This is a genomic window from Clostridium arbusti SL206, from assembly GCF_000246895.1.
GTDB classification, from domain to species: domain Bacteria; phylum Bacillota; class Clostridia; order Clostridiales; family Clostridiaceae; genus Clostridium_I; species Clostridium_I arbusti.
Genome location: NZ_BAEV01000063.1, coordinates 1 through 22686 on the forward strand (window position 1 = coordinate 1; position 22686 = coordinate 22686).

Here is a 22686-nt window from a genome sequence, read left to right on the forward strand (position 1 = left end):
ATAATAACATTAAACTTTTTAATGTCTATCAATATAGATGTTTCAAATCTATAGACACCATTAAAAAGCCAATAAACTATCCTATTATTCAATTATAAGTTTTAGGGTAGTTTTTTATTAATCTTCAAATTGTTAATTACATAAATTTACTTATTCTGCTTGATTTTATAAAATTCATAGTATATTATTGTTGAGTAATTATAAGATAACACGATACTTTTCATATAATGTAGGATATGGGACAACCTTAAATATTTAAGATGTTTATATATAAGTAATCTATAATTTTGAATTATTTGTTAAGGCATATGAAAATAAATAGTAAGTCAAAGATGCGACGGATATTTTGAATCCTACAAGGAAACAGGTTCTGAGGATAGTAAGCTATCTGAGGGTTCTGTTGACGCAGTAGGATTCAAAATAGGCTAGCATACTGACTAGTTATTTATTTGAATGTGCCTAAGATAAAATCAATAAATCAAATTTATGTAGACATTTACAATTCCTAAGGTGTAAAATGTTTACAATGAGTAAATTACTTAAATATAAAGTGATTAAAAGAGGTGAATTTTATGAAAAAAATTAACATTGGAAATGGAAAAATAACTAATGCTTCTGAGATTTCTCTTGGATGTATGAGACTTACTGAACTTACTGTAAGTGAAGCATCTAAACTTATTAATACTGCTCTAGAAGAAGGAGTTAATTTTTTTGATCATGCTGATAAGTATAGCGATGGAAAATGTGAAGAGATATTTGCTGAAGCAGTTGATATGAAACCTAGTGTTAGAGAAAAATTTATAATTCAATCAAAATGTGGAATTAGACCAGGATTTTTTGATTTTTCAAAAGAACATATTCTAGATGCAGTAGATGGAAGTTTAAAGAGATTAAAGACTGACTATCTAGATGTTTTGTTATTACATCGTCCTGATGCCCTTGTAGAGCCAGAGGAAGTTGCTGAAGCTTTTGATATACTACATAGTAGTGGAAAAGTTAAGTATTTTGGAGTTAGCAATCAAAATCCTTATCAAATTGAATTACTTAAAAAATATTTAAAACAGGAAATAATTATTAATCAACTGCAATTAGGTATTATGCATACTGGAATGATTGATGCGGGAATTAATGTAAATATGAAAGCTGATTCTTCAAATGATCGTGATGGAAGCATTTTAGATTATTGTCGTTTAAATGATATAACAATCCAACCATGGTCACCTTTTCAGTATGGATTTTTCGAGGGAGTATTCTTAGATAATGACAAATTTCCAGAATTAAACAAAAAGATAGATGAAATAGCAGAAAAAAAAGATGTACCAAATACAGCAATTGCTATTGCATGGCTTTTAAGACATCCAGCTAAGATGCAGCCAATAGTTGGTACCATGAATGTTAAACGCCTAAAGGATATTTGTAAGGCATCAAGCGTAGAACTTTCAAGGCAGGAATGGTATGAAATATACAGAGCAGCAGGTAATGAATTGCCATAGAAAGTGATTCACATTTATATAATATTACAATGCTTAAATGAATTAGAAATTGCTTAGCTACCAATTAGTTTATATATTATAAGACTAATTGGCAGCTTTATTTTTTGTATTTAAAATTATGAAACAAGATAAATACAAGTCAAATATTGGATGCATTATTAAATTATCATAAACTATATACAAAATTTACTGAAAGTTTAAAAAATTCTATTGATTTATATTATTTTATATAATATAATGATTATACCACAACATACAACTTGCATATTTGATAGGGTTGTAACTTAAATTAGATATATTCATTTATTTATAGATTTAGATATAAAGCTAAAATTTATGAATAAATGATTTGATAAAAGGTTCCATTGTTTATAGCAATATGGCACATTCAAATAAATAACTAGTCAGTATGCTAGCCTATTTTGAATCCTACTGCTTCAAAATATACGTCGCATCTTTTACTTATTATTTATTTTCATATGCCTAAATAGATAGTCAGCATGAACCACTCCTTAAGCAAAAAAAATTAATTATAAGAGGTGATTTTAATGGCAAACGTAAATATTTTAGATTGTACACTTAGAGATGGTGGATATGTTAATAATTGGGCTTTCTCCAATGATATGTCTACAAATCTTATTGACTCCTTAGTAAAGGCTAAAATTGAATTCATAGAACTTGGATATATAAATAAAACAAATGGTGAATGTAAAGACACAACTATGTTTAGTAATCTTAGTTGTATTGAAAATATAGTAACTAATAGTAATGCTAAATATCTTGTTATGTTAAATGTAGGAGATTTTGATGTAGAGGATATGGATTATAATCCTAATATTTTTGGTATAAGATTAGCATTTCGTAAGGACAATTGGGAGCAAGCTTTTGAAGATGCAAAAAAAATAATAGCAATGGGATTCAAGGTTTTTATGCAACCTATGATTACACTATCTTATTCAGATAAAGAATTATTAGAAATGATGAATGAATTTAATAAAATTGATATTTATGCTTTTTATATAGTGGATAGTTTTGGTGCTATGCAAAGTCATGATGTTTCAAGATTAGCTTTGTTAATAGATAATAATCTAAAAAAAGGTGTTAAATTAGGACTTCATGCACATAATAATCTTCAACTTGCCTATTCTAATGCAGTAACATTAGTTCAAGCAATTAGTGATAGTGATAGAGAATTAATTATTGACTCTTCTGTTTTAGGAATGGGAAGAGGGGCAGGCAATTTAAATACAGAATTATTTGCTGATTATTTAGTAAAAAACTTTCATAAAGATTATGAAATAAAATCTTTACTAGACATAATAGATAATTATATAAGTATTATTCATAAGGAAAATTATTGGGGTTATTCTGCAGCTCATTATATTTCTGCAATTTACAATTGTCATCCTAATTATTCAACTTATCTATCAGGTAAGGGAGATATTGCAGCAAAGGATATTGAGAATATAATTAGCAATATAACTGAATCGAAAAAGCATAAATTTGATAAAAAATATATAGAAGACCTATATATTGATCATAATTTAAGCAAGTACTCAGATTATGAAAATGAATTATTCAAAAGACCGCATCTAAATTTTAAAATAAAAGGTGAATACAATTGCTTTAGATAAATGAGAGATGAGCTTAAACAGTATGGCATAAAGGAGGCATTAAGATGATTAATTTTGATAAATATGATGTAATTATATTCGATTTTGATGGTGTAATAATAGATTCTATGAAGGTAAGAGATAATGGTTTTAAAGCTATCTTTTCTGAATTTAATAAAACTGATGTGGAAAAATTAGTTAAATATAATCGATTGAATGGTGGATTATCCAGGTTCCATAAAATTAAGTATTTTCATGAGGAAATATTGAATAAAGATATAGATGAAAGTGTAATTCACAAATATGCAGAAAAATTTACAGAAATAATGAAAAAAGAATTAGTTAATTCAAACTATCTTATCAAAGATACTGTAGAATTTATTAAGAGAAACAGGGATTCAAAAAAATTATATATTGCATCTGGATCGGAAAATAATGAACTAAATTATTTGTGTAAGGAATTAGGAATAGGTGATTGCTTTACTGCAATTTATGGTTCTCCTACACATAAAAATGATATAGTTAAAGATATTATTGAAACTAATAAATATGAAAATTCAAAAGTAGTATTAATAGGAGATTCAATAAATGATTATGAAGCTGCTAAGGTGAATGGGATAGATTTTGTTGGCTATAATAATATTTCATTAAAAGAGTTCTCCTCAAACTACGTAGATAAATTTTCAATGATAATGGGATAAACTATAAGTAAAATGGACTGACATAAGATTATAAAATCTTGTATCAGTCCTATTTTATTTATATATAAAGAGATGAATATTATCAACATTGTGTTCACTTTCAAATACTTGAATTAATATAATGGTTTATATAGTAATTTATAGGAGATATAAGATGCTTTTTTTCCCAATTTGGTATAGTGAAGGATATTATAGAGCAATATATAGTATTTCAATTAATAGGGCTGGACGTAGATTAACTTTATATAAGGATAATAAGGTTTATAAGTCATATCCTGTTGCTGTTGGTAAGGGTTCCACACCAACACCTAAAGGTACATTTAAAATAATAAATAAGCAAATAAATCCAGGTGGACCTTATGGTGCAAGGTGGCTAGGCCTTAGTGCAAGGGGGATTGGAATACATGGCACAAACATGCCTGGATCTATAGGAGGACCCGTTTCTCATGGATGTATACGAATGTATAATAAAGATGTGATTGAACTTAGCAGCTTAGTACCTGTAGGTACTATAGTTAAAATTGTTTAGTCTTCAATTTAACACAGTAGGTACGTCCAGCTAAAAGCTGGACTATACTAGCTGGTAAAATCCTATTCGTTGAAGATAATTTTGGGACTTAATACCATGGACACTTCCGATAAGATAAAATAAGATATAAATATGAATATGAATATGAATATGAATATTAATACAAGGAAGGAGTAGCAGAAATTGGCAAAAGATAATTTTAATTTAAATAAACTTATAGATTTAGAAAAGTGGGACAATTTACAGGACTCTCTTGCATCAGTTACAAAAGTAGCAATAACAATTGTTGATTATAAAGGAAATCAAGTTACTAAACATAGTGGATGTCATAGATTTTGTAAAGAAATAAGAGCTAATCCAAAACTTGTAAAATACTGCCAAAAATGTGATTCAAGAGGCGGCATTGAAGCAGTTCGTTTAAATGAACCATATATATATTTATGTCATTATAATATAATAGATATAGCTATTCCAATAATGATTGATGGTAAATATATTGGAGCAGTTATGGCAGGTCAAGTAAAATTGTCAGATACTAATATTGAAGGTATATTAGAACAAATAGTAGTTTTATCTAAAAATTCTATGGCTGAAAAGGCTTTAGATGATTTTAAAGAGTATTATGATGAATTAATTACTTTATCTTATGATGAAGTAAAGAAAATTGCAAATATGTTATTCTCTTTGTGTAACTATTTAGTAGAAGAAGCACTAGAAAAAAATCTAATTTTAGATATGTATAAAAAGACTATGAAAAATCAGCCTGAAATAGATTCCAATACATTAAAAGGCTACACACTAACAAGTATTAAAAATGCAAAAAAGGAAATGTCTAATGCTATAATAAATTCTTATATTGAAGAAGATATTTCAAGTAATGAGCAGAATATTGAAGTAACTGATGTTTTAAAACCAGCAATAGAATACATTTATAATCATAAGAGTGAAAACGTTAAACTAGAGAAGATGGCTAAAGTTTGTCATATTAGTCCAAGTTACTTTAGTAGATTATTTACGAAGGAAACTGGAGAAAACTTTTCAACCTATGTATCCAAACTAAAGGTTGAATGGGCAAAGAATTTATTAGAAGAAACGGATATGCATGTTAATGAAATCAGTGATGAACTTGGATTTAGTGAATCAGGATATTTTATAAAAATATTTAAAAAGTATGAGGGGATAACTCCATTTCTTTATATGAAGTATTGTAAGAAAAAATAGTAATTAAGAAGTTGATTAGGAATGGGTTAAAACATTTGTAATCAGCTTCTTTTTTATTTATAAACAGAGTTTCTTTGTTTCACATGGAGTTTTTTCTCAATTTGAAACTTACTAACGGAGTTCTTAGTAGCGGTTTGTGATACTTAGAACTCGTTGTACTTTAGGGTAAATCATTATCTAGGGATGTAGCAAAACTTATCTAGAATTTTGATAGAAAAGTACAATAAATCGATTTCATAACAAGAAATTACGGTTTCAAATCGTATTTTTTTGTCATATTAATCTAATGTGTTTTTATGTAAACGATATTATAATAGAGAAAAGGCATATGAAAATAAATAGTAAGTCAAAGATGCGACGGATATTTTGAAGTCTACAAGGAAACGGGTTCTGAGGATAGTGAGCTATCTGAAGGTTCTGTTGACGTAGTGGTATTCAAAATAGACTAGCATACTGACTCGTTATTTATTTGAATATGCCTAAGTTAAAAATAAAAAATGTTTAGATAAAGAGGAGATAGTAATATGAGAAAAGCATTTATTTGTCCAACTAAATATGTACAAGGTGAAGATGAAATTTTAAATTTAGGATATTTTGTTAAGAGTTTTGGAGAATCAGCGCTATTAATAGCACATAAAGATGATGTGGCACGTGTTAAAGATAAATTAGATAAAACTTGTGAAAAATTTGGAATTACTTTTGTAGAAAGCGGATTTAAAGGAGAATGTTCTAGACAAGAAGTAGCTAGATTACAAGAAGTTTCTAAAAAGAACAGATGTGCCTGCACAATTGGTCTTGGAGGAGGAAAGGCAATTGATACTGCTAAATGTGTTGCAGAAGGAGAGGCATTAATTATAGTACCAACTATAGCTGCTACAGATGCACCAACAAGTCATTCAGCTGTACTTTATACACGAGATGGAGCTTTTGATGACTATGCTTATTTTAAACAAAGTCCAAGTGTAATTTTAATAGACACTACAGTAATTGCAAAGGCACCAACTCGTTTTTTAGTTTCAGGAATGGGAGATGCATTATCAACATACTTTGAAGCAAGAGCAACTTCAAATTCATATTCTAAAGTCAATGCAGGTTTACCTTGTGGATATAGAGAAGGAACTTGTGGTGAAGCTAGGGGAACTAATACAGCATTAGCACTTGCAAAGCTATGCTATGAAACCCTTATCAAGGATGGAGTAAGAGCAAAAGCGGCTTCAGATTGCAATTTAGTTACACCAGCATTAGAAAATATTATAGAAACTAACATTCTTTTATCAGGTATTGGTTTCGAAAGTGGCGGACTGGCTGGAGCTCATGCAATTCATGATGGACTAACTATATTAGAAGGAAGTCATAAATATTTCCATGGTGAAAAGGTTGCGTTTGGTACAATAATACAATTAGTATTAGAAAATGCACCTAAAGAAGAATTAAATCAAGTATTAGATTTCTGTTTAGAAGTTGGACTACCAGTTTGTTTGTCAGACATTGGAGTAGACAGTATTACAGAAGATGAACTTATGGAAGTTGCTAAAAAGTCATGTGTTGAGGAAGAATCAATTTATTCTATGCCATTTCCAATAACTGTTGAATCAGTAGCAGCAGCAATTATCACAGCAGATAAGATTGGTAAAGATTATAAGGAAAAGAGGATGTGTAAATAATGAAAAAGATAATAAATAAACCAGAAACTGTAGTAATGGAGATGTGTAATGGTATAGCCATTGCACATCCGGAACTAGAGTTTATAAGAAAATATAAAATAATGAAAAAGAAAAATATAAATCAAGAGAAAGTAAGTTTAATAAGCGGCGGAGGAAGCGGCCATGAACCAGCTCATGCAGGTTTTATAGGAAAGGGAATGTTAGATTCAGCAGTGTGTGGAGATATATTTGCTTCACCATCTCAAATTCAAATTTATCAAGCAATAAGAGCTACTGCTAGTAAAAAAGGAACTCTGCTTATTATAAAAAATTATAGTGGAGATATGATGAACTTTAAGAATGCAGCTTATCTAGCTAGTGAAGATGGAATTAAAATTGATTATGTTAAAGTAGATGATGATATTGCAGTTAAAGATAGTTTATATACTGTTGGACGTCGTGGAGTTGCGGGAACTGTCTTGGTACATAAAATAGCAGGTGCAGCAGCAGAATGTGGATTATCATTAGAGGAAGTTAAGGGAATTGCTGAAAAGGCTGTTTTAAATGTTAGAAGTTTAGGATTTGCATTTTCATCTTGTACTGTACCGGCTAAAGGGACTCCAACTTTTGAAATAGCAGAAGATGAAATGGAATTTGGAGTTGGGATTCATGGTGAACCTGGAATTAAAAGGGAAAAGATAGCTACAGCAGATGAATTAGCTGAAAGAATGGTAGATTCTCTTTTAAGTGATATGAAAATTGATGGTACAAAGCAACAAGAGATTGCAGTATTAATTAATGGATTTGGAGGAACACCATTGCAGGAATTATATTTATTTAACAATTCTGTTGTAGGGGAACTGGCAAAGAGAAATGTTAAAATATATAGAATTTTTGTGGGAAATTATATGACAAGTATAGATATGGAAGGTGCTTCTGTATCTATAATGAAATTAGATGAACAACTTAAGTCATTATTATCAGAAGAAAGTGATACACCTGCATTTAAGGTTTCAGGTCCAGCAGGAGTAGGTGAATATGTAAGTTTAGAAGATTGTAACGATGTAGAAAATGAAGTGTCATTTGAAGTAGAAACTTGTGAAAATTTTTCATGTATTAATAATGAAAAAGTAAATCTGGATAATATAATTTACATCGTTGATAAGATGAGCCAAATTATTATTGAAAATGAAATACCATTTTGTGAATTAGATTCTCATGCTGGAGATGGAGACTTTGGTATGAGTGTAGCTAAAGGATTCAAACAGTTAAAAAGAGAATGGAAACAGATTCTTTTAGAACAATATAAAAATATTGGAGCCTTCTTAAATTCATGTTCATTAGTAATAATGGAACATTGTGGTGGAGCTTCAGGTCCAATATGGGGATCTGCTTTTAGAGCTGCGGGAAAACAAGTGGGAGCAAAGAATGAGTTAACTATTTCTGAATTTGCAGATATGATGCAGGCTGCAGTTAGGGGAATTCAAGATACAGGAAAACGTTCTTTTGGAAGAGGAGCTGTAGTTGGTGATAAAACATTAATAGATGCATTAGTACCTTGTGCTGATACTTGGACAGATTGTGCAAAATCAAACACTGATTTTAAAGAAGCCTTTGAATTATCAGCTAAAGCAGCCGTTGAAGGTGCTAAGAGTACAGAAAAAGTTGTGGCACGTATGGGACGTGCAGGAACAGTTGGAGATAGAAGTCTTGGATATCCTGATGCAGGAGCCTATGGATTAGGTGTAATCTTTACAGAGATTTCAAAGGTAATAAAGTAGTTTTAAAAGTTAAATGACTAAAATTAAAGAGGAAACTATAACTTTTGGGTTTAGGTAACCATCCTATGAATTTTAAAGCTGGAGGGTTACCTAAACCCAATATATCCTCCACAATATTAATGCAGTGTTGTTGGGGATTTTTCTATTATTTAGTATTGAAGAGTTTGTATATTAAGAAGGATGATGTGGTGGTGAAGGATGAATAATATTATTAATCTTAAGGATGTAATAAACATTGAAAATTTCCAAAGTATACAAGATGATATTGCAAAAGCTACAGGAATTGCCATCATAACTGTTGATTATAAGGGCAAACCTATTACAAAACATAGTTGTTGTACAGAATTCTGTAATATTATTCGCCAGTATGAAAAACAAGGAGAATTGTGTGAAAGATGTGATTCAAGAGGTGGAATTGAAGCCACAAGAACAGGAAAGCCATATATATATATATGTCATAAAGGACTGGTAGATTTTGCAGTACCTATTATAGTTAATGGACAATATCTAGGAGATATAATGGCAGGACAAGTTTTGATAAGTAAAGATGAACAGAAATGTTTAGAAAGTGTTGTGAATGTGGATTCTGATATAGGAAATGATGAAGAGCTTACATGTGCATATAGTAAAATTCCAACTATTTCATTAGAAAAAGTTAGATATATTGCTCAAATGATGTTACATTTGTCAAAGTATTTAGTGGAAGAAGGAATGCATAAAATAACTGCCAGGGAGTTAAAGGAAAGTGATGATAGGTCTGTTAAATCAGAAATCAAACAATTGAAATTACAAAATGAGTTAAAAAAATTTAAATTAAAATCATTATATTCTCAAATAAGTCCTAAGTTTGTATTTGATATAATGAATAATATTTATTCATTATCATTAATAGAAGATGCTGAAAAAACAAGTGATCTTACGTATAAGTTTACGGAATTTATAAGAAATACATTTTATAAATCTAATAAAATAGTCACATTAAGAGAAGAATTAGATTATTGTTTAGATTATTTAAATTTACAAAAAATTAGATTTCGGGATAGATTAAATTTTAATGTTAATTTAAATATTGAAAATGACTTTAAACTTCCATTTATGAGTATTTTCCCATTTCTTGAAAATGCTATAGTTCATGGTGTGAATGATAAAGAACAAGGAGGAAATATAGACATAGTTGGAAGTAAAAAAAATGAATTTATAATAATTTCAGTCATGGATAATGGAATAGGAATACCAAAAGAAAAATTAAAATCTATAAATTCAGAAGAAAACAATATAAGTTACTCTTTAAGTGGAATAGAAGTTGCAAAACAAAGAATAAAAAATTTCTATAAATATGATTATTCTATAAATTTAGAAAGTGATTTAGAGAAATGGACAAAAGTTACAATAAACTTACCAATTGATGAAAGGTAGGTAGTATATATGTGTAATACTATTTTAGTAGATGATGAATGGATAGAACTAGAAGCACTTAAAAAAATAATAAATAAATTAAATATTAAAATAAATATTGTTGGAACAGCACAAAATGGGAAAAAGGCAGTAGAGATTAATGGAGAAATTAAACCAGATATAATAATTATAGATAATGAAATGCCGGGAATGAATGGAATTGAGGTTTCAAGAATTATAAAAGAAAAGGATAAAAATAAAATCATAATATTACTTGTGGAATACTATAATTTTAATAATAAAATAGTTGACTTAAATATTGATGATTATATATTAAAACCAATAAATCCAGAAAGTTTATCTAAAGTATTAAACAAACACATTATAAGTTTAGTGACAAATGAAAATAAATTAAGAGAAAAAGAATTATTGCTTTTATATAAAATAATTTCTAATGAAGAAAAAGATATTAAGGACTTGCTTAATAATCTATTGTATGGATATGAATTGTTAAGTAATGGTCATATTAATATTTATAAAGATGAATGCATAAGTTTATTGGATAGAATGATTAATAGTTTTATCAAAATGAAAAATGAAAATAATCCATATACAAATATTAATTTATACAATGAAAAACTAAATTCTCTCAATAATATGTCTAAAATAAATATGTTAATGAATGAATTTTTAGATTTTATGTATAAAGATAATTATGATGATATAGTTAGAAAAAAATTGATTGGAAGTAAAGAAATAAACAAAATGTTAGATTCAGTGATGACTTATATAAGTGAAAATTACAATGAAAGAATAACATTAGAGAGTGCAGCTAATTCTTGTAATATAAGTGTTTTTTACCTTAGTAGATTGTTTAAAAAAAATACAGGAATGAAGTTTATTGATTATATAAATTTATATAAAAATAGAAAAGGCTAAGGAGTTATTAAAAAATACTGATATGCCTATAATAAATATATCCATAAGTTTAGGATATGATGAATCAGGATATTTTTCAAAAGTTTTCAAGAAAATAGTAGGAGTAACTCCATCAACATATAGAAATGGTAAAGAAAATATTTTAAAGTGAAAATCTATTTGATAATGATAAAGAAGTCATTGTTGAATAGTTTTTTTATTTTCAAAAACATATGTAAAACTATTTTAAAAGATAATCAGAGAAAATCTAAAATCCAAAAATATTGAATAAAATTTATTATAATGCATATGAAAAATAACTGCTAATAGAAATGGAAATATTAAAAAAATTATAATGTATAAGTATGTTAAATTTAAAACTTATAAAAAAGTATAAAAACGTTATCATAGGACAAAAGAATACTGTTATCAAAAGTATAATATAAAAAGCAACAAAAGATTACTGATATTACACAATAAATTTTGTTAAAATATTATCAATATAATGATAATATTAGATAAAACGAAGCAGAATTATGTTTGGAGGAGATTGAAATGATAAGTAAAGGATTTAGTACTCAAACAGAAAGAATAAATATTTTAAAAGCTCAAATATTAAATGCTAAGCCATGTGTTGAACCAGAAAGAGCAGTATTAATAACAAAATCTTTTAAAGAAACAGAAGGTGAACCATCAATATTAAGAAGAGCATTAGCTTTGAAGAAAATACTAGAAAACATTCCTGTAACAATTAGAGAAGAAGAACTTATTGTAGGTAGTTTAACTAAAGAACCAAGATCCTCTCAAGTATTTCCTGAATTCTCTAATAAATGGTTAAAGGATGAACTAGATAGAATAGACAAAAGAAGTGGAGATGCATTCCAAATTTCAGAGGAAAGTAAAGAAAACTTACAAGATGTATTTGAATATTGGGATGGAAAGACCACAAGTGAATTAGCAACTTCATATATGTCAGAAGAAACAATAAAAGCAATAAATGCTGATATATTCACTGTTGGAAATTACTATTACAATGGAGTAGGTCATATTTCTGTAAATTATGATAAAGTATTAAAAATTGGGTTCAATGGAATTATAAATGAAGCTAAAGAACAATTAGAAAAAAGTAGAAGTATAAATCCAGATTTTATAAAGAAAGAGAAGTTTTTAAATAGTGTTATTATTTCTTGCGAAGCAGCAATAACATATGCAAATAGATATGCTGAAAAAGCTAAAGAACTTGCAGAAAATACAAATGATTTAAGAAGAAAAGCTGAACTGAATGAAATAGCAAAAGTTTGTACAAAGGTTCCAGCAGAAGGGGCTACCTCTTTCTATGAAGCCTGCCAATCATTTTGGTTTGTTCATGCAATAATAAATATAGAATCTAATGGGCATTCTATTTCCCCAGCTAGATTTGACCAATATATGTATCCATATTATGAAAATGATCCAAGTATAACAGAAGAATTTGCCCAAGAGTTAATAGATTGTATATGGATTAAATTAAATGATATTAACAAAGTAAGAGATGAAATTTCAACTAAACATTTTGGTGGTTATCCAATGTACCAAAATTTAATTGTTGGAGGACAAAATTCAGAGGGAATAGATGCAACAAATAAAATATCATATATGGCATTAGAAGCAGCCGTACATGTTAAATTACCTCAACCATCTTTGTCTGTAAGAATATGGAATAAAACTCCGGATAAATTTATGTTTAAAGCAGCAGAACTAACTAGAGAAGGATTAGGACTTCCAGCTTATTATAATGATGAAGTTATTATTCCTGCATTAGTTGCCAGAGGACTTACATTAGAAGATGCAAGAGATTATGGAATAATTGGATGTGTTGAACCACAAAAGCCAGGAAAGACAGAAGGATGGCATGATTCAGCATTTTTTAATCTTGCTAGAATAGTAGAATTAACTATAAATTCCGGAATGGATAAAAATAAACTAATTGGACCTAAAACTCAAAACTTTGAAGATATGAAATCATTTGATGAGTTTATGAATGCTTATAAAACTCAAATGGAGTATTTTGTGAAAAATATGTGTGCAGCTGATAATTGCATAGATATTGCACATGGAGAAAGAGCACCATTACCTTTTTTATCCTCAATGGTTGATGATTGTATTGGTAGAGGAAAGAGCCTTCAAGAAGGCGGTGCAGAATATAATTTTAGTGGACCACAAGGTGTTGGAGTAGCTAACATTGGAGATTCATTAGTTGCAGTTAAAAAACTTGTTTTTGATGAAAAGAAAATTACTACTTCAGAACTAAAAAAAGCATTAAGTAATGATTTTGAAAAATCAGAACAGATACAAGCATTACTTAAAAAAGCTCCTAAGTTTGGAAATGATATTGATGAAGTTGATTATTTAGCTAGAGAAGGTGCATTAATATACAGTAAAGAAGTTAATAAATATACAAACCCAAGAGGTGGAAGATTCCAACCAGGATTATATCCATCATCAATAAATGTATTCTTTGGAAGTTTAACAGGTGCTACTCCAGATGGTAGAAATTCTGCACAACCACTAGCAGATGGAGTTTCTCCATCAAGAGGATGTGATGTGTCTGGTCCTACTGCAGCTTGCAATTCAGTTGCTAAATTAGACCATTTTATAGCTTCAAATGGAACTTTATTTAACCAAAAATTCCATCCATCAGCATTAAAAGGTGATAATGGGTTAATGAATTTATCATCACTAATAAGAAGTTATTTTGATCAAAAGGGATTCCATGTTCAATTTAATGTAATAGATAAGAAGATATTGCTTGCAGCACAAAAAAATCCAGAAAATTATCAAGATCTAATTGTTAGAGTTGCAGGATATAGTGCACAGTTTATTTCTTTAGATAAATCTATACAGAATGATATTATTGCAAGAACAGAACATGTTATGTAAAAAAGTTTCTAGAGAGGATATAAAAGTGATGAGTAAAGATAGTAAAGGAGTTATATTTAATATACAAAAATTCTCATTGCATGATGGACCGGGAATAAGAACTATAGTATTTTTCAAAGGTTGCCATATGTCATGTTTATGGTGTAGTAATCCAGAATCACAAGATGTTACTCCTCAAATAATGTTTAATAAAAATTTATGCACTAGATGTGGAAGATGTGAAGCGGAATGTGAAAATTCAGCTATTGATATGAATTCATCCTATAGAATAAATAAAAATAAATGCATTAAATGCACTAAATGTGTTGAAGCTTGCTTAAATGGAGCACTTGTTCTTGAAGGAAAGGAATGTAGTGTTGAAAAAATTATTGAAGAGTTAAAAAAAGATAGTGTCCATTATAGAAGATCAAAGGGTGGAATTACATTATCTGGAGGTGAAGTATTACTTCAACCAGATTTTGCAGTAGAGCTTTTAAAAGAATGTAAATCCTATGGATGGCATACTGCTATTGAAACAGCAATGCATGTAGACAGTGAAGCTGTAAAAAAGGTTATTCCCTATGTAGATCTTGCCATGATTGATATAAAGAGTATGAATAATGAAATTCATAAGAAATTCACTGGAGTAAATAATGATACTATTTTAAATAACATAAAATTAAGTGATGAATTTGCTAAAGAAATAATAATTAGAGTTCCTGTTATTGAAGGGGTTAATGCAGATTTTAAAAGTATAAGAGATATATCAGAGTTTTCAAAGTCATTAACTAAGTTAAAAAGAATTGATCTTCTTCCATATCATAATTATGGAGAAAGTAAATATGAAGCCATAGGAAAAGAGTATCTTCTTAGCGATTTAAAATCTCCTAGTGAAGATAAAATGGAGAAGTTAAAATCTTTAGTTGAAAGTATGGGAATACCTTGTACAATTGGAGCACAGTAACTGTTAATTGGGATAATAGCATAGTGTTAAAAATAAATCAATATTACCAGTATGAGGAAAAATAGTAATGGAGAGTGAAAAATAATGAGAATGTATGATTTTTTAGTACCAAGTGTAAATTTTATGGGAGTAGGTTCTATTAAAGTAGTAGGAGAAAGATGTAAAATATTAGGTGGAAAGAAAGCTTTAATAGTTACAGATAGATTCTTAAGAGGCATGGAAGATGGTGCTGTAGCACAAACGGTTAAATATCTTCAGGAAGCTGGTATAGAAGTTGTTTTTTATGATGATGTAGAGCCTAATCCTAAGGATACCAATGTTAGAGATGGATTAAAAGTATATAAAGAAGAAAAGTGTGATCTTATAGTTACTGTAGGTGGAGGAAGTTCTCATGACTGTGGAAAGGGTATCGGAATAGCAGCTACGCATGAAGGAGATCTTTATGACTATGCTGGTATTGAAACTCTTACAAATCCTTTACCACCTATAGTATCTGTAAATACAACTGCAGGAACTGGTAGTGAAGTTACCCGTCATTGTGTTATTACAAATACAAAAACTAAGATTAAATTTGTTATTGTAAGTTGGAGAAACCTACCACTAGTATCAATAAATGACCCAATGCTTATGATTAAAAAACCAGCTGGATTAACTGCTGCTACAGGTATGGATGCATTGACACATGCTATAGAGGCATATGTTTCTAAGGATGCAAATCCAGTAACTGATGCTTCTGCTATTCAAGCAATAAAACTAATAGCTAATAATTTACGTCAGGCTGTTGCTTTAGGAGAAAATATTGAAGCAAGAGAAAATATGGCATATGCTTCATTATTAGCTGGAATGGCATTTAACAATGCTAATTTAGGATATGTACATGCTATGGCTCATCAATTGGGTGGATTATATGATATGGCTCATGGTGTAGCAAATGCAATGCTATTACCACATGTAGAACGTTACAATCTTATATCAAATCCTAAGAAATTTGCAGATATAGCTGAATTTATGGGAGAAAATATTGATGGACTTTCAGTAATAGAAGCTGGAGAAAAAGCAATTAAAGCTATTTTCAGACTTTCAACAGATATTGGAATACCATCAAAATTAAGAGATATGGGAGTTAAAGAAGAAGATTTTGAATATATGGCAGAGATGGCATTAAAAGATGGTAATGCATTTAGTAATCCAAGAAAAGGTAATGAGAAGGATATAGTTAAAATATTTAGAGAAGCATTTTAATTTTTTATAGTCACCATTCTAGGTTATTGTAATTGTGTAATAAAATAGTCTAGAATGGCGCCTAATTTTATTTTAGTAAGAGACATTTAATAACTATTATATAGGTATTGGTTAGGATTCTCCACAAACAGAATTCCTAGATTTAGATTGAGTTTTATGTATTCTTTATATATGGTATTTTATACATCATAATATAAATATTTTTATTACATATTGACAATTAATAATTTTACCCTTATAATTTTAAATATATTTAAGTATTATATGAATAATATAGTTAATTTGTTAAAGGGGAGTAACTACCCGTAAGGGAGATAAAGTCAACATCCTGGTTTTTTATAACCTGGCTTTATCATGACATTTTCTTTGTCAATGTAAGACTTTTAACACAACGAAACACTTGTATTAGTGCGGTTGTGTTAAAAGTCTTTTTTATTTAATGACTAGATGGATAATAAAGTCATGTTATTAAATAAAAATTTATTAATAAGAAATTTTTATTTAAATCAAATCAAGGAGGTATATAAATATTTTGTTTTAAAAGAATAACTAATAAGGCATGTGAAAATAAATAGTAAGTCAAAGATGCGACGAATATTTTGAATTGAGCAAGGAAGCAGGTTCCGAGGATAGTGGGCTATCTGAGGATTCTGCTGACGCAGTAGGATTGAAGCAAGTTCTTAATTCAGGTGGGGATTCTTTTACCACATCTGAATTTTAGAACTGCAAATGCATGGCTTACTTGGCGTTGAACTCCCACTTGAAGAAAAGCAGAGAACCAAAATCTTTTTTTCGATTTTGTGTGAATCGCTTTCACAGAGTACGTGGGAGACTTACGCCAAGTTAGTCAGGTCAAAATAGGCTAGCATACTGACTAGTTATTTATTTGAATATGCCGAAGATAGTTAGAATCTATGAAAGAAATAACAGTAAAAAATATTATGAATGTTAATGGAGGGGGAAAAATGGAGATTTTCCAAAAATCAATTAAAGAAATCTTAAATGAATTTCAGGTAGATACTTCTAAGGGATTGAGTAAAGATCAAGTACTGGAGAGTGAAAAAAAACACGGTAAGAATCAATTTTCACCATCTGACAAAGTATCTATTATAAAAAAGATATTAGAGGCATTAAAGGAGCCAATGGTATTTATTCTACTTGTTGCTGCATTAATAACTATTGGAATGAATTTATATAAATATTTTCAGGGACTTCATGCTGAATTTACAGAGAGTATAGGTATATTAATTGCTATAGCACTTTCTGTAGGTATTAATATAATCATGGAAGGAAGGTCACAAAAGGCCTTTGATACATTAAATAATATAAATGAGGATATAAAGGTTAAAGCGGTAAGAGACGGAGAAATACAATATATACATAAGAGGGAGGTAGTAGTAGGAGATATTATTAAAATTGATACTGGTGATAAAGTACCTGCTGATGGTAGATTAATAGATTCCTTGCAGTTAAAAGTTGATGAATCAATGCTAACAGGAGAAAGTGTTCCAGTTGATAAAAATGGAGATATTATTATTACGGATACTAAAACTAGTTTATCTGAGCGTAAGAATATGGTCTTTGCGGGTACATTTATAACTTATGGTCAATGTACTATAGTTGTTACTTCAATAGGTGATAAAACTGAAATGGGAAGTATTGCAACAGAACTGAAAAATACTGAAACAAAATCTACTCCATTACAGGAAAAGTTAGATAGGCTTGCTAAATCTATAAGTTTACTTGGAATAATTTCAGCTGGATTAATATTCGCTTATGAATTATTTAAGATTTATACAAGTAATAGTTTATCTTTTGATACAGTTCAGAATGCATTTATGACAAGCATAGCTCTAATAGTAGCTGCTGTACCGGAGGGATTACCTACTGTAGTTGCTATAACACTAGCTTTAAATATAATTAAAATGGCAAAAAGTAATGCTCTTGTGAGAAAATTGGTTGCTTGTGAAACCATAGGAAGCATAAATGTAATTTGTTCTGATAAAACTGGAACTCTTACAAAAAATCAAATGACGGTAATAGATATATGGAATAATGGTGAGCTTCTAAAACCAGCAGATTTAAAGAGTGGATTCATGATTGAGAATTTCACAATAAATAGTACAGCGGACATTAATATACAACAAGATAGTGTGAAATTTATAGGAAATCCTACAGAATGTGCATTACTGAAAGCTTTCAGCGAAACAGATTGCTCAAGAGAGCCAGTAAAGTGTACTAATTATTCTTCATCAGGTACTATATGTGAGGCAAAATGTCATAAGTATACCTCTGATAGTAACAATGAAGTGGCTGTGGATTACACTGATATCAGAAATGCAGCTGATGTTGTATACCAGTATCCATTTAGTTCAGAAAAAAAGTCAATGACTACAGTTACTCTTGAAGATGGAATATATAATGTGTATACAAAGGGTAGTCCGGAAAAGGTTATTTCATTATGTAATAAGATAATAATTAATGATAAAATAGAAGACTTCACAGATGAATTGAAGGAAAAAATAAATAATGAAATTGTAAAATTACAAAAACAGGCAAAGAGAATCCTTGGATTTTCTCATAGAAATATTGATGAAGTAAAGGGCGAATGGAATAAAATACAAAATGAAATAGAACACAGTATGATTTTTGATGGGTTTGTTTCAATAGCAGATCCATTAAGAGATGATGTCTATGAAGCAATAGAAAAATGTAAACGCTCTGGTATAGATATAAAAATGTTAACTGGAGACAATATTGTAACTGCTACTTCTATTGCAGAACAATTAAATATGATTGATAAGGATAGTATAATTATTGAGGCACAACAAATTGATGAAATGTCTGATGAAGAGCTTCTAAAAATACTAGATAAGATAGTAGTAATTGCAAGAAGTAAGCCACTTACTAAGATGAGAATAGTAAATCTTCTAAAAAAGACAGGGAATGTAGTAGCCGTTACTGGTGACGGTATTAATGATGCACCAGCCTTAAAGAATGCAGATGTAGGAATTGCAATGGGTATAACGGGTACAGAAGTTTCAAAGGAAGCAAGTGATATTATTCTTCTAGATGATTCTTTTTCAACTATTGTTAAAGCAGTAGAATGGGGAAGAGGAATATATGAAAACTTCCAAAGATTTATACAGTTCCAATTGACAGTAAATTTAATTGCTGTGGTTACAGTGATTGTCTGTGAAATAATTGGGAAAGAGCTCCCGTTTACTACTATACAATTATTGTGGGTAAATCTAATAATGGATGGTCCGCCAGCATTATCTCTTGGCCTTGAATCTTTAAGAGAGCACCTTATGGAGAAGAAACCAGTTAAAAGAGATGCTAGTATAATAACAAGTCATATGCTTTCTCGTATAATAATAAATGGTATATTCATAGTAATTATGATGATGCTTCTTATAAATAATAATGTTTTAGGAGGAACTGCAGTACAACAAAATGGTATAGTATTTACTAGCTTTGTATTGTTTCAGTTATTTAATGCCTTTAATTCTAGAGAATTAGAAGATGAAAGTATATTTAAAAACTTATTTAAGAATAAAGCTATGCTATTGATGATAGGTTTAACGTTTATCCTACAGATAGTAATAACTCAATTTGGTGGAGAAATTTTTAGAACTGCACCATTATCTGTTGAAATGTGGTTAAAGGTTATAGGTTATACTTTTACAGTTGTAATATTCTCAGAGTTAATAAGATTTTTAAGAAGAACATTTTCTTTTTAAATAAATAGATTTAAAAATATAAAAGAGAGAAATAGTGTGAAAATTTGATATATTATTAATATTATGATAATATTACACTATAATGATGATTATTAGCAAATAATGCGTTTATGGATAAATAAAATATAGTATATAAGTTGCAATTAAAATTATACATTAATAATAGCCAGTAGATGAGTTCTAAACAAACTATCAATTTTATAATGAATATAATTTATTGCAACAAATATATTAAAATTAGATTTGTATAGGTAAACTCTTTTATGTAATTAAATATATAGGAGGAGATATTATGGGATTTTTTTCAAGATTATTTGGGAAACGAGATCATAGAGATAGCCGCCAAGGTAGTAACCATTATAAAAGAGAAGGAATCTTTAGCCGTTTACTCGGAATGGTAGGTTCATTTTCTAACTCAGGTAGAAGATATAATAATCAATATCATGATTCAAATAGGAGAAGATATAATACAAGTTATTCTGATGATTCATATAGAAATAATCATTCAGACAGAAATTATCGTAGAAAAAGATATAGAAGCTCTTGGTCATGATCTCATTTTTCTCAAAAAAGAAGTACCCATCAAAGGCTTTAATTGATGGGTACAAAGTTATAAAATTAATAGGTGAAGGACGATTTGGAATATGCTATTTAGTTGAGCTCAACGCTAAAAAATATGTTCTAAAAGAGATAAAACCTAAAGTCATTAAGAAGAATGGAGATAAAATAATATTTGAACAACAAATATTATCTTCTATTAATAGTCCATATGTTCCTAAATTAGTGGATACAATAAAAAATAACAATATATATGCTTATATTTTAGAATATAAGCATGGAAATACAATTGAGGATATGATTTTTGGACAAGGGTATAGATTTAAAAAACATGAGATATACAAATTGGGAATTAAATTAATAGATATAATAAAATATCTTCACCGAAAAAATATTGTTCACAGAGATATACGAGTACCAAACGTGCTTATTGATGGAGAAAATGTTTACCTTATTGATTTTGGATTAGCTAGAATAATAAATAACCAAAAGTATAGAGTTTCAGACGACTTTATATATTTTGGACATTTACTTCTTCATTTATATTATTCATCTTTTACAAAAACCAATAAAAAATCAAGACCTTGGTATGAAGAACTAGAATTGTCCTCAAGTGAATTGAAATTTTTAAAGAAACTGTTAGGCTTAGATAAAGAATATGAAAATATTTATGATTTAGAAAGAGATTTTTTAAAATTAGATTTGATAAATAAATGATAGTAATAGGAAAGTTTATAGGCAGGGTCATCTCTGCCTATAAACTTTCCTATTATTGTTGGTCATTCTTATGTCTATTATATCCTCTTTGAGTTTGACCGTTTACATTGTATTTATCCATTGCAAATTGTTTTACCTCTTTAATTTGTCCTTCCATAGCTGTTTCTGCATTCTCATTATGATCCTCAACGCTTTTTATATTAGCTTTTGAACTATTTAATGAATTAAAATTTGCCATAATATAGTAATCCCCTTTCAAAATATCTATTTAGGCATATGAAAATAAATAGTAAGTCAAAGATACGACGTATATTTTGAATCCTATAAGGAAACAGGTTCCGCGGATAGTGAGCTATCTAAGGGTTCTGTTGACGTAGTAGGATTCAAAATAGACTAGTATACTGACTAATTATTTATTTGAATATGCCCTATTAACGTATTTATTTTTTACAATATAAAGAGGATTATACTGATTTATAGGAATATGAATTATTATTATTTTGTGGTATATTAAGTTATTATAATTATATATTTACTTAATAGGAGGACAAACATCATGTTTTTTCAAATTTTTATTATTGGTTTATTACTTGCAATATCTCCAGGACCAGATTTCTTTATTGTTATGAAAAATAGTTTGGGATATGGAAAGAAAATTGGCATTGCCTCTGCTATTGGGATAAGTACTGCACTATTTATTCATGTATCTTATACTATACTAGGACTTGCCATAATATTAAAACAATATATATTTGTATTTAAATTTATACAAATTTTAGGAGCTTGCTATTTAATATATCTTGGTATGAAGTCTATTATATTAACTTTTTCAAATAAAAAAGGTACAACTAATGAATTAAAAACTATCAACTATAAAGACAAGTATATTTATAGTAAAAAATTTGCAGAAGGATTTAGAAATGGATTTATATGTAATATATTAAATCCAAAAGCCTTCTTATTTTTTCTTAGCGTATTTTCACAGTTTATGACTCCACATACTCCAAGATGGATTGAATCAATTTATGGATTAGAAATTATATTGGCTGTTGGAGGATGGTTTACGATTCTGTCAATAATGAGTTCATCTAGAATTTTTAGAACAGGATACAATAGATGCAGAAATTGGATAGATAGGTTATTTGGTGCACTATTGCTATTTTTTGCTTATAAAATCTGTAAGTCTGTTTTTGATTAATATGCAATTTTTCATAAAAACTAACTTTAACTAGTTGTAAAAGTTAGTTTCTATTTTATATAGCAGACATGG

Annotated in this window: 19 protein-coding genes and 1 riboswitch; of the genes, 18 read left to right on the top strand and 1 reads right to left on the bottom strand. The window is 28.8% G+C overall.

The window, feature by feature from the left end:
- The first annotated feature begins 572 nt into the window (after nt 1-572).
- From RH99_RS11800 to RH99_RS11870, 17 genes are all read left to right on the top strand, one after another.
- Nucleotides 573-1493: an aldo/keto reductase gene (locus tag RH99_RS11800; protein WP_010238274.1), complete on the top strand. Its 921-nt coding sequence runs from the start codon at nt 573-575 to the stop codon at nt 1491-1493.
- A gap of 548 nt (nt 1494-2041) precedes the next feature.
- Nucleotides 2042-3127, top strand: a complete 1086-nt coding sequence (locus tag RH99_RS11805) for an aldolase catalytic domain-containing protein (RefSeq protein WP_010238276.1) — start codon at nt 2042-2044, stop codon at nt 3125-3127.
- 44 nt (nt 3128-3171) lie between these two features.
- A complete protein-coding gene (locus RH99_RS11810; protein WP_010238278.1) occupies nt 3172-3807 on the top strand; it encodes an HAD family hydrolase in 636 nt (211 codons plus the stop codon).
- Nucleotides 3808-3961: 154 nt separating this feature from the next.
- The gene (locus RH99_RS11815) at nt 3962-4336 is read left to right on the top strand and encodes a L,D-transpeptidase (protein ID WP_010238280.1); all 375 of its coding nucleotides are present in this window, start codon (nt 3962-3964) and stop codon (nt 4334-4336) included.
- A gap of 183 nt (nt 4337-4519) precedes the next feature.
- On the top strand, nt 4520-5557 hold the full coding sequence (locus RH99_RS11820) for a PocR ligand-binding domain-containing protein (RefSeq protein WP_010238282.1): 1038 nt from the start codon (nt 4520-4522) through the stop codon (nt 5555-5557).
- Nucleotides 5558-6081: 524 nt separating this feature from the next.
- Nucleotides 6082-7221 (top strand): glycerol dehydrogenase, encoded by a 1140-nt coding sequence (locus RH99_RS11825; protein ID WP_010238284.1) that lies wholly within the window; start codon nt 6082-6084, stop codon nt 7219-7221.
- Nucleotides 7221-8981, top strand: a complete 1761-nt coding sequence (dhaK, locus tag RH99_RS18640) for a dihydroxyacetone kinase subunit DhaK (RefSeq protein ID WP_010238286.1) — start codon at nt 7221-7223, stop codon at nt 8979-8981. The genes RH99_RS11825 and dhaK overlap by 1 nt, the downstream gene beginning before the upstream one ends.
- 44 nt (nt 8982-9025) lie before the next feature.
- Nucleotides 9026-9187 (top strand): hypothetical protein, encoded by a 162-nt coding sequence (locus RH99_RS19270; protein WP_158511954.1) that lies wholly within the window; start codon nt 9026-9028, stop codon nt 9185-9187.
- A complete protein-coding gene (locus RH99_RS11835; protein ID WP_010238288.1) occupies nt 9180-10397 on the top strand; it encodes a PocR ligand-binding domain-containing protein in 1218 nt (405 codons plus the stop codon). The genes RH99_RS19270 and RH99_RS11835 overlap by 8 nt, the downstream gene beginning before the upstream one ends.
- Before the next feature lie 9 nt (nt 10398-10406).
- Nucleotides 10407-11315, top strand: coding sequence for a response regulator transcription factor (locus RH99_RS11840; RefSeq protein ID WP_243441488.1), 909 nt, complete (start codon nt 10407-10409; stop codon nt 11313-11315).
- 22 nt (nt 11316-11337) lie between these two features.
- Entirely contained in the window at nt 11338-11466 is a 129-nt protein-coding gene (locus tag RH99_RS19780) for a helix-turn-helix domain-containing protein (RefSeq protein ID WP_243441489.1), read from the top strand.
- 383 nt (nt 11467-11849) lie between these two features.
- Nucleotides 11850-14213: a glycyl radical glycerol dehydratase DhaB1 gene (gene dhaB1, locus RH99_RS11845; RefSeq protein ID WP_010238291.1), complete on the top strand. Its 2364-nt coding sequence runs from the start codon at nt 11850-11852 to the stop codon at nt 14211-14213.
- A gap of 28 nt (nt 14214-14241) precedes the next feature.
- A complete protein-coding gene (gene dhaB2, locus RH99_RS11850) occupies nt 14242-15156 on the top strand; it encodes a glycerol dehydratase activator DhaB2 (RefSeq protein WP_081504395.1) in 915 nt (304 codons plus the stop codon).
- Between the two features lie 84 nt (nt 15157-15240).
- The gene (gene dhaT / locus RH99_RS11855) at nt 15241-16398 is read left to right on the top strand and encodes a 1,3-propanediol dehydrogenase (protein ID WP_010238296.1); all 1158 of its coding nucleotides are present in this window, start codon (nt 15241-15243) and stop codon (nt 16396-16398) included.
- A 278-nt stretch (nt 16399-16676) separates the two neighbouring features.
- Nucleotides 16677-16770, top strand: a riboswitch (yybP-ykoY riboswitch).
- Nucleotides 16771-17363: 593 nt separating this feature from the next.
- A complete protein-coding gene (locus tag RH99_RS11860) occupies nt 17364-20141 on the top strand; it encodes a cation-translocating P-type ATPase (protein ID WP_026038486.1) in 2778 nt (925 codons plus the stop codon).
- Between the two features lie 292 nt (nt 20142-20433).
- Nucleotides 20434-20694 (top strand): hypothetical protein, encoded by a 261-nt coding sequence (locus RH99_RS11865; RefSeq protein ID WP_010238300.1) that lies wholly within the window; start codon nt 20434-20436, stop codon nt 20692-20694.
- Nucleotides 20691-21416 (top strand): protein kinase family protein, encoded by a 726-nt coding sequence (locus RH99_RS11870; protein ID WP_010238301.1) that lies wholly within the window; start codon nt 20691-20693, stop codon nt 21414-21416. The genes RH99_RS11865 and RH99_RS11870 overlap by 4 nt, the downstream gene beginning before the upstream one ends.
- A gap of 52 nt (nt 21417-21468) precedes the next feature.
- On the opposite strand, the gene RH99_RS11875 is transcribed toward RH99_RS11870, so the two are convergent.
- Nucleotides 21469-21654, bottom strand: a complete 186-nt coding sequence (locus RH99_RS11875) for a hypothetical protein (protein WP_010238303.1) — start codon at nt 21652-21654, stop codon at nt 21469-21471.
- A 318-nt stretch (nt 21655-21972) separates the two neighbouring features.
- Between RH99_RS11875 and RH99_RS11880 the strand changes: the two genes are divergently transcribed.
- Nucleotides 21973-22614, top strand: a complete 642-nt coding sequence (locus tag RH99_RS11880) for a LysE family translocator (protein ID WP_010238306.1) — start codon at nt 21973-21975, stop codon at nt 22612-22614.
- Nucleotides 22615-22686: the final 72 nt, after the last annotated feature.